Here is a 15347-nt window from a genome sequence, read left to right as displayed (position 1 = left end):
ACCCATGCTGAGCGTGCATTCACGCGGTCTATGGGTCCCCGCCTGCGCGGGGACGACGGTTGTTTAAGTTTTGGGTTTATGCAGGTCCGGCCCGAAGTCGATGCCGCGGCGGCCAGGTTCCGGTTCGGTGAACGCCTCGACCTCGCGCATCGTTTGCAGCGAGCGAACGTTCAGGTCGTGGTACTGCTTCGTACCCCGCATCTTCCATTTCACGTCGTCATCGGTCAGCGCGCGCACGATGCGCGCCGGCGTGCCCATCACGAGCGAGCGCGGCGGAATGATCATCCTCGCCTTGACGAAGCTCGATGCGGCCACGATCGATTCCTCGCCCACGACGGCGCCATCCATCACGACCGCGTTCATGCCCACCATGGCGTTACGCTTGACCTGGCACCCGTGCAGCACGGCGCCATGGCCGATGTGGCCGTCCACTTCGACGATGGTCACTTCGCCCGGAAAGCCGTGCATCACGCATGTGTCCTGCAGGTTGGCGCCCTCTTCCAGCACCAGCCGGCCGAAGTCGCCACGCATCGACGCCAGCGGCCCGATGTAGCAGCGAGGACCGACGATCACGTCGCCGATCAGCACCGCGCTCGGATGCACGTACGCGGTCGGATGCACCACCGGGCGCACGCCATTGATTTCGTAAACCTTGACCATGTTCACACTCGCTCGATGATGAGTGCAATGCCCTGCCCAACGCCAATGCACATGGTGCACAGCGCGTAGCGGCCACCGGTGCGATGCAGCTGGTTGACGGCGGTCGTGACCAGTCGCGCGCCGGAAGCGCCGAGCGGATGGCCGATGGCGATCGCACCGCCGTTCGGGTTCACGTGCTCGGCGCCGTCCGGCAGCCCCAGGTCGCGCGTGACGGCCAGCCCTTGCGCGGCGAACGCCTCATTCAGTTCGATCACGTCCATCTGGCCGATGGAAAGGCCGGTCTGGGCCAGCACCTTTTTCGAAGCGGGCGACGGGCCAAAGCCCATGATCCGCGGCGGCAGGCCGGCGGTGGCCATGCCGAGCACGCGGGCGCGCGGCTTGAGGCCAAATCGGTCCAGCGCGGCGCCAGACGCCAGCAACAGCGCACAGGCTCCGTCGTTCACGCCGGACGCGTTACCGGCGGTGACGGTGCCGTCCGGCGTGACCACGCCCTTCAGCCTGGCGAGCGCCTCGATGGTGGTGTCCGGGCGCGGGTGCTCGTCGGTGTCGAACACGCGCGACTCGCCCTTCCTGCCGTGGATCGTGACCGGCACGATCTCGTCCTTGAAGAAGCCGGCGGAATTGGCCTTGGCCCAGCGCTGCTGGCTGCGCAGCGCGAACGCATCCTGGTCGGCGCGGTTGACGTTGAACTCGCGCGCAACATTCTCCGCCGTCTCGGGCATCGAATCGATGCCGTATTTCGCCTTCATCAGCGGATTCACGAAGCGCCAGCCGATGGTGGTGTCCTCGATCTTTGCGGCGCGCGAAAAGGCGCTGTCGGCCTTGCCCATCACGAAAGGCGCACGGGTCATGCTTTCGACGCCGCCGGCGATGACGAGATTCGCTTCGCCGGCGCGGATCGCGCGCGCGGCGGTGCCGACGGCGTCCAGGCTCGATCCGCACAGGCGGTTGATGGTATTGCCTGGCACCTCAGGCGGCAGGCCCGCCAGCAGCCCGGCCATGTGGCCAACGTTGCGGTTGTCCTCTCCCGCCTGGTTGGCGCAGCCGTAGTACAGGTCGTCCAGCATGGTCCAATCCACGCCCTTGTTGCGCTCGATGAGCGCGGCGATCGGCAGCGCGGCCAGGTCGTCCGCGCGCACCGAAGCGAGCGCGCCGCCGTAGCGGCCGAACGGGGTGCGGATGGCATCGACGATGAATGCATCGGTCACTTCAAATCTCCTTGTGTTCACTGTTTGTGGCGCTTGTCCACGACGCGCCGGGCCTTGCCCGTGAGCGTGCGCTCGATGCCCTGCGAGGGCAGCAGGGTCACGCGCGTCGTCACGCCGATGTTGGTCTTGATGCGGTACTGCAGTTCGCGCGCGAGCCGGTCCACCGCCTCGTGGCCCAGGTCCTCGCGCAGCTCGGCCAGCACTTCAAGCGTGTCCAGGTGGCCTTCGCGCGCCAGCACCAGCTGGTACTGCGGCGCCAGCGCCGGCATCTTGAGGATCAGTTCCTCGATCTGGCTGGGGAAGACGTTCACGCCGCGGATGATGAGCATGTCGTCGGAGCGGCCGGTGACCTTGCCCATGCGCCGCATCGAGCGCGAGGTGGGCGGCAGCAGCCGCGTGAGGTCGCGCGTGCGGTAGCGGATCACCGGCAGCGCTTCCTTGGTCAGCGAGGTGAACACCAGTTCGCCCTCCTCCCCTTCGGGCAGCACTTCGCCGGTCTCGGGATCGACGATCTCCGGGTAGAAGTGGTCTTCCCACACCACCGGCCCGTCCTTGCTCTCCACGCACTCGCTGGCCACGCCCGGGCCCATGACTTCGGACAGGCCGTAGATGTCCACCGCGTCGATGCCGGCGCGCTCTTCGATCTCGGCGCGCATCGCCTCGGTCCACGGCTCCGCGCCGAAGATCCCGACACGCAGCGAGGAGGCCGACGGGTCGAGCCCCTGGCGCGCGAATTCCTCGATCAGGGTCAGCATGTACGACGGCGTGACCATGATGACCGAAGGCTTGAAGTCATTGATCAGCTGGACCTGCTTTTCGGTCTGCCCGCCGGACATCGGGACCACCGTACAGCCGAGCCGTTCGGCCCCGTAGTGCGCGCCCAGCCCGCCGGTGAACAGCCCGTAGCCGTAGGCCACGTGGATCATGTCGCCGGGCCTGCCGCCAGCAGCGCGGATCGAACGCGCCACCAGGCCGGCCCAGTTGTCGATGTCCTGCCGGGTGTAGCCCACCACGGTGGCCTTGCCGGTGGTGCCGGACGAGGCGTGGATGCGCACGACCTGCTCGCGCGGCACGGCAAACAGCCCGAACGGGTAATTGTCGCGCAGGGTCTTCTTGTCGGTGAAGGGGAACCTGGCCAGGTCGGCCAGGGTCTTGAGGTCGTCCGGGTGCACGCCGGCCGCATCGAACGCGGCGCGGTAGTGCGGGACGTTGTCATACGCATGGCGCAGCGACCACTTCAGGCGCTGCAGTTGCAGGGCCTGCAGCTCGTCGCGGCTGGCGCACTCGATCGGGTCCAGCGCGCCCGGGTCGGCGGTACTCTTGGCCATGCTGCCTCCTTTGTCAGGTGGGGACGTCGACCACGTGGCCGCTGACCCGGTGCGACTTGCCGCGGAAGAGCGCGATCTTGCGGCCCTCCTGGTTGGTCACCACGATGTCGTACACGCCGGTCTTGCCGGTCACGGCCTGTTCCACAGCTTCGGCCGTGAGCGTATCGCCTTCGCGCCCCGGGGCCAGGTAGTCGATGCTGCAAGCCGCGCCCACGGCAGCCAGGTTATGCGAGTTGCATGCGAAGGCAAACGCGCTGTCGGCCAGCGTGAAGATGAAACCGCCGTGGCAGGTGCCGTGGCCGTTGAGCATATCACCGCGCACCGCCATCGACATGCGCGCGTAGCCCGGACGGATCTCGTCGAGCGTCATGCCGAGCGCCTTGCTGGCCGGGTCGCGCTCGTACATCGTTTTGCCGGCCAGTTCGGCCAGTGCTTGTGGATCCCTATGCATGAAACCTTGCTCCTGCTGACAGCTTACGGCGCAGCAGCGGCGAGACGCGATAGCGGTCTTCGCCATAACTGGCTGCGAGATTGGAAAGAACGATGACGATCTGTTCGATGCCGACCGAGTCGGCCCACGCCAGCGGGCCGCGCGGGTAGTTCACGCCCTTGCGCATCGCGGTATCCACCGCGGCGGCGCTGCATACGCCCTGGTTGACTGCGTCCGCAGCCTCGTTGGCGAGCATGGCGACGGTGCGCATGACGGTCATGCCCGGAACATCGTCGATGCGCGTGACCGCGAAGCCGGCTGCCTGGAACAGGCCAACCGCGCCGTTGTATGCGGCATCGCTGCACTGGTCGGCGCGGGCCAGCGCAATGCGCGTGGCGCCCGCGGGGTCGAGCAGCAGGTCGTACAGCACGGTATCGCGCACTTCGCTTTCGCTGGCGCGCTCGGTGGCAGTGCGCCCGTCGGTCAGGTGGATTGCCGTGTTCTGCAAGTGAAAGCGCGCTTCGCCACGCTCGGCGTCGGCAATCACCTGCACGCCAGCGGCCTTCAGGCGCTGCGCGATGGCGTCGGACATGGCATCTTGCGCGCCCGGGCCAAAGCTCACATGCGCGGGCGCGGGCCGGTGCGGCTCCAGCTGCGGTTCGGGCCTGGTGGCGTCTTCGCCATAGCGATAGAAGCCGCGCCCCGATTTGCGGCCCAGGAAGCCGGCGTTGACCAGCTCCTGCTGCAGCACCGACGGCGTAAAGCGCGGGTCGCCGAAGTAGGCGTTGAAGACCGATTGCGTGACCGAGAAGTTGACGTCATGGCCGATCAGGTCCATGAGCTCGAACGGCCCCATGCGAAAGCCCCCGCAGTCGCGCATGACGGCGTCGAGCGTGGCCGGATCGGCGGCGCGCTCGAGCAGCAGGCGCAGCGCCTCGGCGTAGTACGGACGAGCCACGCGGTTGACGATGAAGCCGGGGGTGGACCTGGCGTGCACCGGCTCCTTGCCCCACGCTTGCGCCGTCGCGTTCACGATCTCGGCCACCTCGCGGCTGGTGGCCAGGCCGCTGATCACCTCCACCAGCGCCATGAGCGGAACCGGGTTAAAGAAGTGCATGCCAACCAGGCGCTCCGGCCGGCGCAGCGGCGCGGCGATCGACGTGATCGAGATCGACGAGGTGTTGGTGGCGAGGATGCAGCGCTCGCCGACGATCGCTTCCAGGTCCGCAAACAACTTGCGCTTGACGTCCAGGTTCTCGACGATGGCCTCGACCACGATGGCGGCGTCGGCCAGTTCTTCCAGCGTGCTGGCCGGGTGCAGGCGTTCGCGAGCCAGGTTCGCTTCAGCGCTGCTCATGCGGTCCTTTTCGACCAGGCGCGCGTAGGCCTTGCCGATGTCCGCAATCGCCTTTGCCACCGCTTCCGGGCGGGAGTCGTACAGCCGCACCGGATAGCCAGCGGCGGCGGCCACCTGCGCAATGCCGGAACCCATGGCGCCGCTGCCCACGACCGCGACGATGCTGCCTTTCGGAAGAGCGTTCGCCATCTTATTCGCCCTTGAATTGCGGGGCGCGCTTGGCCATGAACGCGGCCACGCCTTCGCGGTAGTCGTGGCTGTAGCCCAGCTCGCGCATCATGTCCGCTTCCAGCTGCAGCTGCTGCGGCAGCGTGTTGGCGTAGCTGGCCTGCAGCGCCTTCTTGGTGAACGCCAGGCCCTTGGTGGGCGCGCTGGCAAAGTGCGTGGCCATCTTCATCGCCTCTTCCATCAGCGACTCGTCCGGCACGGCGCGCCAGATCAGGCCCCATTCCTCGGCCTTTTCGGCGGGGAGCTTCTCGCCCAGCATGGCCAGGCCCATGGCGCGCGCCATGCCAACGGTGCGCGGCAGGTGCCAGGTACCGCCGGTGTCGGGGATCAGGCCCAGCTTGCAGAACGCTTCGATGAAGCTGGCGGATTTGGCGGCCAGGACGATGTCGCAGGCCAGCGCGAGGTTGGCGCCGGCACCGGCGGCCACGCCATTGACAGCGCAGATCACGGGCATGGGCAGCGACCGCAGCGACATGACCAGCGGGGCGTAGAACTGCTCGACCGACGCGCCCAGGTCCACTCCCGGCGAGCCCGGCTCGACGGCGCGGTCGGACAAGTCCTGGCCGGCGCAGAACCCGCGGCCGGCGCCGGTGAGCACCAGCACCCGCACCGAGCGGTCGGACTGCACCTGCTCCAGCGCGTGGCGCACCTCCAGGTGCATCGCCTGGGTGAAGCTGTTCAGCTTGTCCGGACGGTTCAGGGTCAGTATGGCGATGCCGTTGTCGATCGTGAAGCGGATCGATTCGTAGTTCATGTTTATCCTCTCGTGTGACACACTGCACACTCAGCATGGGTCCCGGCCTTCGCCGGGACGACGTTGTTTTAGTGCGCCGCTGGTGCAGGAGCTTGCGGTGTCATTCCGCGATGTCGAAGTCCAGCACCACCTTGTCGGTGAGCGGGAAGCTCTGGCAGCTCAGGACGAAGCCACGCGCCACTTCGTAGTCTTCCAGCGCGTAGTTCACGTCCATCTCGACCTGCCCTTCCATCACCTTGCAGCGGCAGGTCGAGCATACACCGCCTTTGCACGAGTAGCGCATGTCCAGGCCGGCGCGCAGGCCCGCGTCCAGCACCGACTCCTTATCCTTGTCCATGCTGAAGCTGGTCGCGTTGCCGTCCATGATGACCGTCACCTCGGTCTGATGCTGCACGCCCGCTTCCACCTTGCGCGGCCGATGCTCGTGTTTCGGGATGCTGGCCGCGAACAGTTCGATGCGGATGCACTCCTTCGGCAGCCCGGCCTTCTGCAGCGCGGCCGATACGCCATGCATCATCTCTTCCGGCCCGCAGATGAAGGCCATGTCGATCTCGTCGATGTCGATCCAGTGCTTCAGGAACTGGGCACACTTGTTTCCGGTGATGCGGCCGTTGAACAGATCGATGTCCTGCTGCTCGCGGCTCATCACATACACCAGCCGCAGCCGTTCGAGGTAGCTGTCCTTCAGGTCGGTCAGCTCGTCGCGGAAGATCACCGACGAGGTGGCGCGGTTGCCGTACACGAGCGTGAAGCGGCTCCCCGGTTCCGCCGCCAGCGTGGTCTTGATGATCGACAGGATGGGCGTGATGCCGCTGCCGGCGGCGAACGCGAGGTAATGCTTTTCGTTGGCCGGGTCGAGCGGCACGTTGAAGTGGCCCATCGGCGGCATCACGTCAAGCGTCATGCCTGGCTTGAGGCTTTCGTTCGCCCAGCTCGAAAACAAGCCACCCGGCGTGCGCTTGATGGCCACGCGCAGCAACTTGTCCTGCACCGCCGAGCAGATCGAATACGAACGGCGCACGTCCTCGCCGTCGATGGTCGCGCGCAGCGTCAGGTGCTGGCCCTGCTGGTACGCGAAGGTCTCCTTCAACTCGGCCGGCACGTCGAAGGTGACGGCGATGGCGTCGCGCGTTTCATGCCGCACGCCGGCCACGGTCAGTGGATAGAATTTGCTCATGTTCGGCCTTAATGGCTCTTGAAATAATCGAAGGGCTCGCGGCAGTCCAGGCACTTGTAGAGCGCCTTGCATGCCGTCGAGCCGAACTGGCTGACCAGCGCGGTGTGCATCGACCCGCAATGCGGACATGCCACGTCGGGCTCCGGCGCCAGCCTGCGCGACAGGCCGCTGATGTCGATGGCCTGCTGCGCCGGCGGCGCAATGCCGTAGCGCTTGAGCGCGGCCTTGCCGGCGTCGCTCATCCAGTCGGTGGTCCATGCGGGCGCGAGCCGCGTGGCCAATCGCACCTTGGCGATGCCGTGCTTGTTCAGCTCCGCGGTCACCGATTCGGCGATCACCTGCATGGCCGGGCAGCCCGAGTAGGTGGGCGTGATGGTGACGACGCATTCGTCGCCATCGAACGCCACATCGCGCACGATACCAAGGTCCACCACCGAGATCACGGGGATCTCGGGGTCGGCCACTTCATCGAGCCAGGCCATCACCTGCTCGCGCGTTGCGTGCCCCGCCTGCATTACCATTCCACGCCCGGATAGGCGCGCTGCAGGAACTGCATCTCGGCCAGGATGTAGCCGAGGCGCTCGCTGTGGCGCCCCTGCTTGCCGCCGCGCTGCATGTAGGTCTCCAGCGGCGGCACGGTGAGCGTGGCTTCGTCGAAGATCTCGGCCACGTGCTGCAGGAAGGCCGCGCGCAGCACTTGCGACGCCGGGGCCACGCCTTGTTTGACCATCGCCTCGTCCACCGCGTCATAGATGAACATCTCGCCGGTGAAGCGCCACAACTCGTTTGCCGCAGCCTGCATGCGCGCGTGGCTCTCTTCGGTGCCGTCGCCCAGGCGCACCACCAGGTCGCTGCTGCGGCGCAGGTGGTAGGTCACTTCCTTGAGCGACTTGGCGGCGATCTCGGCGATGCGCTCGTCGCGCGAATTGGACAGGCCTTCGATCAGGAAGTAGTGCCACACGTCGAAGTAGAACTGGCGCATCAGCGTGTCGGCGTAACTGCCGTTGGGCTGCTCGACCAGCAGGCAGTTGCGGCAGGCGCCGGCGTCGCGCAGGAAGGCAAGCTTGTCCTCGTCGCGCCCCCGGCCTTCGACCTCGGCGGCGTACGTGAGCCACATGCGGGTCTGGCCGAGCAGGTCGAGCGCAATGTTCGACAGCGCCATGTCCTCTTCCAGCGCGGGGCCCTTGCCGGTCCACTGGCACAGCTGCTGCGCGAGGATGAGCGCGTTGTCGCCCTGGCGCAGCAGGTATTCGAACTTCTCGTTCATGGCCGCGCTCACAGGTTCTTGACTTCTTCCGGCATCGGGAAGAAGGTCGGGTGGCGGTAAACCTTGTTGTTGGACGGCTCGAACAGCGCCTCCTTGTCGGCCGGGCTCGATGCGACGATGTCCTGCGCCTTGACGACCCAGATCGAGACGCCCTCGTTGCGGCGGGTATAAACGTCGCGCGCGTTATTGATCGCCATTTCGGCATCCGGCGCATGCAGGCTGCCCACGTGCTTGTGTGCCAGGCCGTGCTGGCTGCGGATGAATACTTCCCACAGCGGCCATTCTTTGCTCATTGTTGTCTCCATTCGGTTTTGTAGGGTGGGCAGATTCTGCCCACGCGTCCAGCTATGCGTCGTGCAGTCGAACGCGTGGGCAGGAGACCTGCCCACCCTACGCGGCTGCTTGTTTTGCGGCTTTCTTGTCGGCGTGCGCCACCAGCGCGTCGCGGAACCATTGGCCGTCCTCGTACGCCTTCACGCGCGTGGCGAGGCGCTCCTTGTTGCACGGGCCGTTGCCCTTCAGGACGTTGTGGAACTCGCTCCAGTCGATCTCGCCAAAGTCGTAGTGGCCGCGCTCCGCGTTCCACTTGAGCTTGGGGTCGGGAATCGTGAGGCCCAGGTATTCGGCCTGCGGCACGGTCTGGTCCACCATGCGCTGGCGCAGCTCGTCGTTGGAGAACAGCTTGATGCGCCAGTTCATCGACTGCTGACTATTGACCGAGTCCGCGTCCGGCGGGCCGAACATCATCAGCGAAGGCCACCACCAGCGGTTCAGCGCATCCTGCGCCATGGCCTTTTGCTCGGGCGAGCCCTGCGCGAGTTTCATCATGATGTCGTAGCCCTGGCGCGCGTGGAAGGCCTCTTCCTTGCAGACGCGGATCATCGCGCGCGAGTACGGCCCGTACGAGCAGCGGCACAGCGGGATCTGGTTGGTAATGGCCGCGCCATCGACCAGCCAGCCGATGGCGCCCATGTCGGCCCAGGTGAGCGTGGGATAATTGAAGATGCTCGAGTACTTGGCGCGGCCGCTGTGCAGCGCGTCGAGCAGCTCGTCGCGCGAGACGCCCAGCGTTTCGGCGGCGCTGTACAGGTACAGGCCATGGCCCGCTTCGTCCTGGATCTTGGCCAGCAAAATGGCCTTGCGCTTGAGGGTGGGCGCGCGCGTGACCCAGTTGCCCTCGGGGAGCTGGCCCACGATTTCGGAGTGCGCGTGCTGCGAGATCTGGCGCACCAGCGTCTTGCGGTAAGCCTCGGGCATCCAGTCCTTGGGCTCGATCTTGACCCCGGCGTCGATCCGGGCCTGGAACGCCTGCTCCTGCGCGCTCATATCTTCGACGGACTGGACCTTCTTGAGGCCAGTGTCGACCATTTGTGCGTACATCGTTGTCTCCGTTGCATTCGTTATAAATCCATAATACGATACAAAATTCGCGATGTATAGCGGAATTTTGAATCATATTGAGCCGCCACAGGCCGCCCCGCCACCATGAATCTTGCCACCAGCAGCGCGTGGATCGACCGCTTCCTGAGCGCCGAACCGCCCCGTTCCAAATCCCTTGTGATGACCGTGCTGGGCGATGCCATCGCGCCGCACGGCGGGGCCGTGTGGCTGGGCAGCCTGATCGAGCTGGTGGCGCCGCTGGCGGTGACCGACCGGCTCACGCGCACCAGTGTGTTTCGCCTGGTGAACGAAGGCTGGCTGATCGCAAGCCGCGAGGGGCGGCGCAGCCGCTACCTGCTGTCGCCGCAGGCGCTGCCGCGGGTGGCGCGCGCCAACCGCCGCATCTATTCCAAGCCGGGGCTGCACTGGGACGGGCGCTGGGTGCTGCTGCTCACGCCAAACGGCTCGCTTGACGCCGACCAGCGCAGCGCGCTGCGCCGCGAACTGCAGTGGGATGGCTTTGCCATGCTCGCCGCCGGCGTGCTGGCCCACCCGGCCCCCGACCTGACCAGCCTGGGCGAGATCCTGCGCCGCAACGACGCCGAAGGGCGGCTGTTTGCCTGCACCGCCACCGAGCTGCCGGGCGTGGCCTCACGGCCGCTGCCCGAACTGGTGGCGGAGGGTTGGGACCTGTCGGGCGTGGCCGCGCAATACCGCCATTTCATCGACACCTTCGCGCAGCTGGAGACGCTGCTGCTGGACGACATCGAGCCGCAAACCGCCTTCATGGTGCGCACGCTGCTGGTGCATGCCTACCGCCGCCTGCAGCTGCACGACCCGATGCTGCCGCTGGAGCTGCTGCCTGCGCAGTGGCCCGGCACCCAGGCGTACGAGCTGGCGCGTTCGATCTACCTGCGCACCTTTGCACGGGCCGAGGAACACGTACTGGAAGTGCTGCGGCGCGAAGACCCGCAGGCGCCCGGCGCCGACACCGGATTCTACGAACGCTTTGGCGGCCTGCCCAAGGACGGCTAGCAGTTGAACACGTCGCGCTTGCGGCGCGAGACAAGCGGGTTGCGCAGCGACTGCAAGGGAAGGTCGATGTGCAGCAGCGGCCAGTAAAGGCGCGCGCCCAGGCACTCGACCTGGCACACCTGCGCGATGCTGGCATGCTCGAACTCGGGGAACTCCAGGAACGGCAGATACAGTTCCTCGCCGCGCAGCTCGAGCCAGAAGCCGCGGCGGTTGATGATGGTGACTTCTGGATGCGTAACACAGATGGCCATGCTTGCCGTTCCCCCATGACGTGGCGCGGAAAGCTTCCAAGTTAACAAATCGCGGCCGGCCCGGTTTGAGCCGCCGCAGGACAAAGCCCGGTTTCGGGCGCGCGAAAAAACGGTATCATCTCGGCTTTCTGCCATCCACAACAGGGAACACCCATGCCCATCAAGATCAGCAGCCAGTTCGATGCTGGCGCCATCGAGATCGTGAACGCCACAAGCGCAAGCGCCATCGATCTGAACATCCGCAAGGATTCGCACGCGGACATCATCCAGTGGTTCTATTTCCGCCTGCAGGGCGCGCAGGGCGAAGCCTGCACCATCCGTCTGCTCAATGCCGGCAAGGCCGCCTATCCGGCCGGGTGGGAAGGCTACCAGGCGATGGCGAGCTATGACCGCATCAACTGGTTCCGCGTGCCGACCACCTTTGACGGCAGCGTGCTGACCATCGAGCACACCCCGGGCATGGACAGCGTGTACTACGCTTATTTCGAGCCGTACTCGTGGGAGCGCCACCTGGAGCTGCTCGACCGCGCGCAGATGTCCGAGCACGTGCGCATGCTGGACCTGGGTTCGACCATCGACGGCCGCGACCTGAACATGCTGGTGATCGGCGAGCCGGCCGCAAACAAGAAAAAGGTGTGGGTGATCGCACGCCAGCATCCGGGTGAGACGATGGCCGAATGGTTCGTCGAAGGCATGCTCGACGCGCTGCTCGACCCGGCCAACCCGTTCGGCCGCCAGCTGCTGAACGAAACGGTGTTCTACGTGGTGCCGAACATGAACCCGGACGGCTCGGTGCGCGGCAACCTGCGCACCAACGCGGCGGGCGCGAACCTGAACCGCGAATGGATGAACCCGACCATGGAACGCAGCCCCGAGGTCTGCCTGGTGCTCGAAAAGATGAAGGAAACCGGCGTGGACATGTGCCTGGACGTGCACGGCGACGAGGGCCTGCCCTACGTGTTCATCGCCGGCAGCGAGGAGCTGCCGAACTTCACGGCCGAACAGGCGGCATGGCAGAAGAAGTTCTCGGACGACTTCATGATCGCCAGCCCCGACTTCCAGGACCAGCACGGCTACCCGAAAGGGAACTTCAGCGACGAGACGCTGACCATGGGTTCGCCGCACATCACGCACCGCTTCGGCTGCCTGTCGCTCACGCTCGAACTGCCGTTCAAGGACAACGCCAACGACCCCGACCCGCAGGTGGGCTGGGACGGCGCCCGCAGCGCGCGCCTGGGCGCGGCGGTGTTGCAGCCGGTGCTGAACCACGTGCGTTCGCTGAAGTAAGCGAGCCGGTGGCAAACGCGCGCAAGGGATGGCTGTGGGCGGCGGCGGGCGCCGGGCTGGGTTTGGCGGCATGGCTGGGCCACCAGCGCCAGCAACGCGCCAGCGCCACGCTGCGCGACGCCCTGCTCGGCCATGACGCCGGCGCGAGCGCGCCTGCGGCGCGCGTTCGCTTCGACCAGCTGGACGCGCTGCCCGGGCCGGTGCAGCGCTATTTCAGGCATGTGCTGGCCGACGGCCAGCCCTTGATCGCGAGCGCGCAGGTAGAACAGGCCGGCAGCCTGCGCACCACGCTCGACACACCGCGCTGGATGCCGTTCACCGCCACCCACCTGGTGCGCCCGGCGGCGCCCGGATTCCTGTGGAATGCGCGCGTGCAGGCGGCGCCACTGGTGCACCTGCGCGTACTGGACGCGTATGCCGATGGCCATGGCGCCAGCCGCTTGTTCGCGATGTCCGCGCTACAGGTGGCCGCCGCCCGGCCCGGCCCCGAGCTCGATGCCGGCGCGCTGCACCGCTACCTGGCCGAAGGGGCCTGGTACCCCACCGCCCTGCTGCCCAGCGAGCACCTGGCCTGGACGCCGATCGACGAGCACCGGGCCATGGCCACCATCACCGACCACGACACCACCGTGTCGCTGGAATTTCGCTTCAACGCCATCGGAGAGATCACGGGCGTGTACACGCCTGGCCGCTGGGGCAACTTCGGCGGCGGCTACCAGTTGCGTGGCTGGGAAGGCCGCGTGTCCGATTATGTGGAACAGGACGGCATGCGCGTGCCGTCGCGCGCCGAGGTGGGCTGGTACGACGACGCGCTCCAGTGGCAGCGCGTGTGGCAGGGCCAGGTCACCGGCCTGCGCTACGAGATGCTGCCCGGCGCGCCGGGCAGCGAACAGTAAGACCGGCCAGGCCGCCACGCAGCGGCCCGGCACGAAGGCCGCGCCTCAATAACGCGCGTCAGCCGGCTTCTTGTCCTTCGGCCAGTCCTTCACCTTGTCCGGGAAGTCCGGCCGCGGCTGGTGCGAGAAATACTCGGCCACGTCGACCGCCTCCTGGTCGCTCAGACCGCCCTGCCCCAGCGGGAACTTCTCGTGGAAGCCGACCGGCATATTGCGCTTGACGAAGGCCGCTGCTGTGTAGGTGCGCGCCATGCCCGCCCCGATGTTGAACGACTGGTCGCCCCACAGCGGCGGATAGATCATCGTGTCGTCGGCGCGCTTGAGCCCTTCGCCATTGCTGCCGTGGCACACCGCGCACTGCTGCGTATAGACCTTGCGGCCATTGTCAACATTCGGCTTGATCGACTGGTCGATCTTGCCCACGCCGCGCCCGGCCACCTTGTCGCCCGGCTTGGTCTCGCGCTTCATCCAGTCGAAGTAGGCCACCATCGCCTTCATGTCGGCCGAATCGACCGGCAGCGGCTTGCCGTTCATGGAACGCCGGAAGCAGCCGTTGATGCGGTCCTCGAGCGTGATCTCGCGCCCGGCACGCGGCGCGTAGCTCGGGAAGAAGGCGGAGACGCCGACGAACGGCGAACCATCGGCCACGGTGCCGGCGTTCAGGTGGCAGCTGGTGCAATTGAGCTGGTTGCCCACGTTTTTCGGCAGCAGCGCCTTGGTGTTCAGGTGCAGCTGCATGCCGCGCACCAGCTGGGCCGAGTTGGGCGCGTCCAGCATTTTCGCCATGCGCGGGGTATCGAACTTGCCCGAGTCGGTGGTGGCCGGATTCAGCGCGGCGCGCGCCCTGGCCACTGCCGATGCCTCCACCAGGCCGGCCTTGTTGCCCCAGCTTTGGCGCACGAAGCTCAGGATGTCGGCGATCTCGCTGTCGGCCAGCCGGGCAAAGCCGGGCATCGTGTACACCCGCGGGTGGGCCGATGTCTGCACCGTCTTCCACCCGGTCAGCGTGATGTGCAGCAGGGTGGCGGGGTCGGTGCTGGTCACGCTCTGGTTGCCGGCGAGCGCCGGGAACACGCCCGGCACGCCGCCGCCGTCGTGGCGGTGGCAGTCGATGCAGAACTGGGCATAGCCAAGGCCGCCGCGGGTCGTGTACAGCGTGGCCGGCGCCGCGGCCGGTGCACGTGGCGTGGACGGCATCGGCAATTCGCCCTTGGCCGGCGGCAGCGATTTCAGGTAGGTAGCGATCGCCACCAGGTCCGCGTCGCTGAAGTACTGGGTACTGTGGTGGATCACATCCGCCATGTTGCCCGACACGGTGGCAAAGCGGTTCTGGCCCGTCCTGAGCAGCTCGACCGTGTCCTGCACCGACCACAGGTTGCGCAGGCTCAGCGCGCGCCATCCCTCCACGGTCTCGCCGGCGAGGAAGGCCGAGCCGTTCGAACCGGCATCGTCCATGGCCTTTTCCTGGAACGCAATGCCGCGCGGCGTGTGGCAGGCGCCGCAGTGGCCGAGCGACTGCACCAGGTAGGCGCCACGGTTCCAGTTGGTGTCACGCGACGGATTCGGCCGGAACGGCTTGTCGTCCAGGAAGACGCCATTCCAGAGCGACATGCCCCAGCGCATGCTGTACGGCCAGCGCATGGCCGACGGGCGATTGGGCTGGCGCACCGGCTGCACGCCGCGTTGCAGGTAGGTGTAGAGCGCGGCCATGTCGTCCTTGCTCATCCTGGCATAGGACGGATAAGGCATGGCCGGATACAGGTTGTGGCCATCGGCCGCCACGCCCTTGCGCATCACGCGGTCGAATTGCTCGAAGGTGTACTTGCCGATGCCGGTGTCGCGGTCGGGCGTGATGTTGGTGGAGTAGATGACGCCCATCGGCGTCTTCAGTTCAAGGCCGCCGGCCATCGCCTTGCCGCCGGTAGCGGTGTGGCAGGCCATGCAATCGCCCAGGCGGGCGACGTAACGGCCACGCTCGATCAGCTGGGCGTCTTGCGCAGACTGGGCAACAGCATGGGGAGCCTGGGCCAGGAACACGGCGCCAAGCGCGGCAAACAGGTGGGGAAATCGCATACCGTTCCTTACAGAT

16 protein-coding genes are annotated in these 15347 nt (G+C 66.6%); 3 read left to right on the top strand and 13 right to left on the bottom strand.

The features are described 5' to 3' along the window. Nucleotides 1-63 precede the first annotated feature (63 nt). The 11 genes from NX773_RS14900 to paaA form a co-directional block, all read right to left on the bottom strand. Complete coding sequence (locus tag NX773_RS14900; RefSeq protein ID WP_258857099.1) at nt 64-660, bottom strand: phenylacetic acid degradation protein PaaY; 597 nt, start codon at nt 658-660, stop codon at nt 64-66. A 2-nt stretch (nt 661-662) separates the two neighbouring features. After that, nucleotides 663-1868 carry a 3-oxoadipyl-CoA thiolase gene (pcaF, locus tag NX773_RS14895; protein ID WP_258857098.1) on the bottom strand — a complete coding sequence of 402 codons (1206 nt, stop codon included), beginning with the start codon at nt 1866-1868 and terminating at the stop codon, nt 663-665. A 17-nt stretch (nt 1869-1885) separates the two neighbouring features. Next, a complete protein-coding gene (gene paaK, locus NX773_RS14890) occupies nt 1886-3196 on the bottom strand; it encodes a phenylacetate--CoA ligase PaaK (protein WP_258857097.1) in 1311 nt (436 codons plus the stop codon). Nucleotides 3197-3209: 13 nt separating this feature from the next. Further along, complete coding sequence (gene paaI, locus NX773_RS14885) at nt 3210-3647, bottom strand: hydroxyphenylacetyl-CoA thioesterase PaaI (RefSeq protein ID WP_258823549.1); 438 nt, start codon at nt 3645-3647, stop codon at nt 3210-3212. Beyond that, nucleotides 3640-5172, bottom strand: a complete 1533-nt coding sequence (gene paaH / locus NX773_RS14880) for a 3-hydroxyacyl-CoA dehydrogenase PaaH (RefSeq protein ID WP_258857096.1) — start codon at nt 5170-5172, stop codon at nt 3640-3642. Before paaH ends, paaI begins: the two co-directional genes overlap by 8 nt. 1 nt (nt 5173) lies before the next feature. Further along, the gene (gene paaG, locus NX773_RS14875; protein WP_258857095.1) at nt 5174-5965 is read right to left on the bottom strand and encodes a 2-(1,2-epoxy-1,2-dihydrophenyl)acetyl-CoA isomerase PaaG; all 792 of its coding nucleotides are present in this window, start codon (nt 5963-5965) and stop codon (nt 5174-5176) included. Nucleotides 5966-6065: 100 nt separating this feature from the next. Beyond that, nucleotides 6066-7142, bottom strand: a complete 1077-nt coding sequence (gene paaE, locus NX773_RS14870) for a 1,2-phenylacetyl-CoA epoxidase subunit PaaE (RefSeq protein WP_258857094.1) — start codon at nt 7140-7142, stop codon at nt 6066-6068. Nucleotides 7143-7150: 8 nt separating this feature from the next. Beyond that, nucleotides 7151-7657, bottom strand: coding sequence for a 1,2-phenylacetyl-CoA epoxidase subunit PaaD (gene paaD / locus NX773_RS14865; protein ID WP_258857093.1), 507 nt, complete (start codon nt 7655-7657; stop codon nt 7151-7153). Further along, on the bottom strand, nt 7657-8409 hold the full coding sequence (gene paaC / locus NX773_RS14860; protein ID WP_258857092.1) for a 1,2-phenylacetyl-CoA epoxidase subunit PaaC: 753 nt from the start codon (nt 8407-8409) through the stop codon (nt 7657-7659). Before paaC ends, paaD begins: the two co-directional genes overlap by 1 nt. Nucleotides 8410-8417: 8 nt before the next feature. Next, nucleotides 8418-8702, bottom strand: coding sequence for a 1,2-phenylacetyl-CoA epoxidase subunit PaaB (gene paaB / locus NX773_RS14855; protein WP_258823543.1), 285 nt, complete (start codon nt 8700-8702; stop codon nt 8418-8420). 97 nt (nt 8703-8799) lie between these two features. Then, nucleotides 8800-9789 (bottom strand): 1,2-phenylacetyl-CoA epoxidase subunit PaaA, encoded by a 990-nt coding sequence (paaA, locus tag NX773_RS14850; RefSeq protein WP_258857090.1) that lies wholly within the window; start codon nt 9787-9789, stop codon nt 8800-8802. A gap of 105 nt (nt 9790-9894) precedes the next feature. Between paaA and paaX the strand changes: the two genes are divergently transcribed. Next, nucleotides 9895-10824 carry a phenylacetic acid degradation operon negative regulatory protein PaaX gene (gene paaX, locus NX773_RS14845; RefSeq protein WP_258857089.1) on the top strand — a complete coding sequence of 310 codons (930 nt, stop codon included), beginning with the start codon at nt 9895-9897 and terminating at the stop codon, nt 10822-10824. Here the strand turns inward: paaX and NX773_RS14840 are convergent. Next, on the bottom strand, nt 10821-11075 hold the full coding sequence (locus NX773_RS14840; protein WP_258857088.1) for a DUF2442 domain-containing protein: 255 nt from the start codon (nt 11073-11075) through the stop codon (nt 10821-10823). The genes paaX and NX773_RS14840 overlap by 4 nt on opposite strands. 153 nt (nt 11076-11228) lie before the next feature. On the opposite strand from NX773_RS14840, the gene NX773_RS14835 reads away from it, so the two are divergent. Further along, a complete protein-coding gene (locus tag NX773_RS14835) occupies nt 11229-12362 on the top strand; it encodes a M14 family metallopeptidase (protein WP_258857087.1) in 1134 nt (377 codons plus the stop codon). An 8-nt stretch (nt 12363-12370) separates the two neighbouring features. Beyond that, a complete protein-coding gene (locus NX773_RS14830; protein ID WP_258857086.1) occupies nt 12371-13258 on the top strand; it encodes a DUF6544 family protein in 888 nt (295 codons plus the stop codon). Between the two features lie 45 nt (nt 13259-13303). Here the strand turns inward: NX773_RS14830 and NX773_RS14825 are convergent, their stop codons facing one another. Continuing rightward, entirely contained in the window at nt 13304-15331 is a 2028-nt protein-coding gene (locus NX773_RS14825) for a c-type cytochrome (protein ID WP_258857085.1), read from the bottom strand. Nucleotides 15332-15347: the final 16 nt, after the last annotated feature.

This window comes from Massilia solisilvae (assembly GCF_024753215.1).
Classification (GTDB): Bacteria; Pseudomonadota; Gammaproteobacteria; order Burkholderiales; family Burkholderiaceae_D; genus Telluria; species Telluria solisilvae.
The sequence above is the reverse complement of the archived record's forward strand: the minus strand, read 5'-3'. Positions and strand labels throughout refer to the sequence as shown.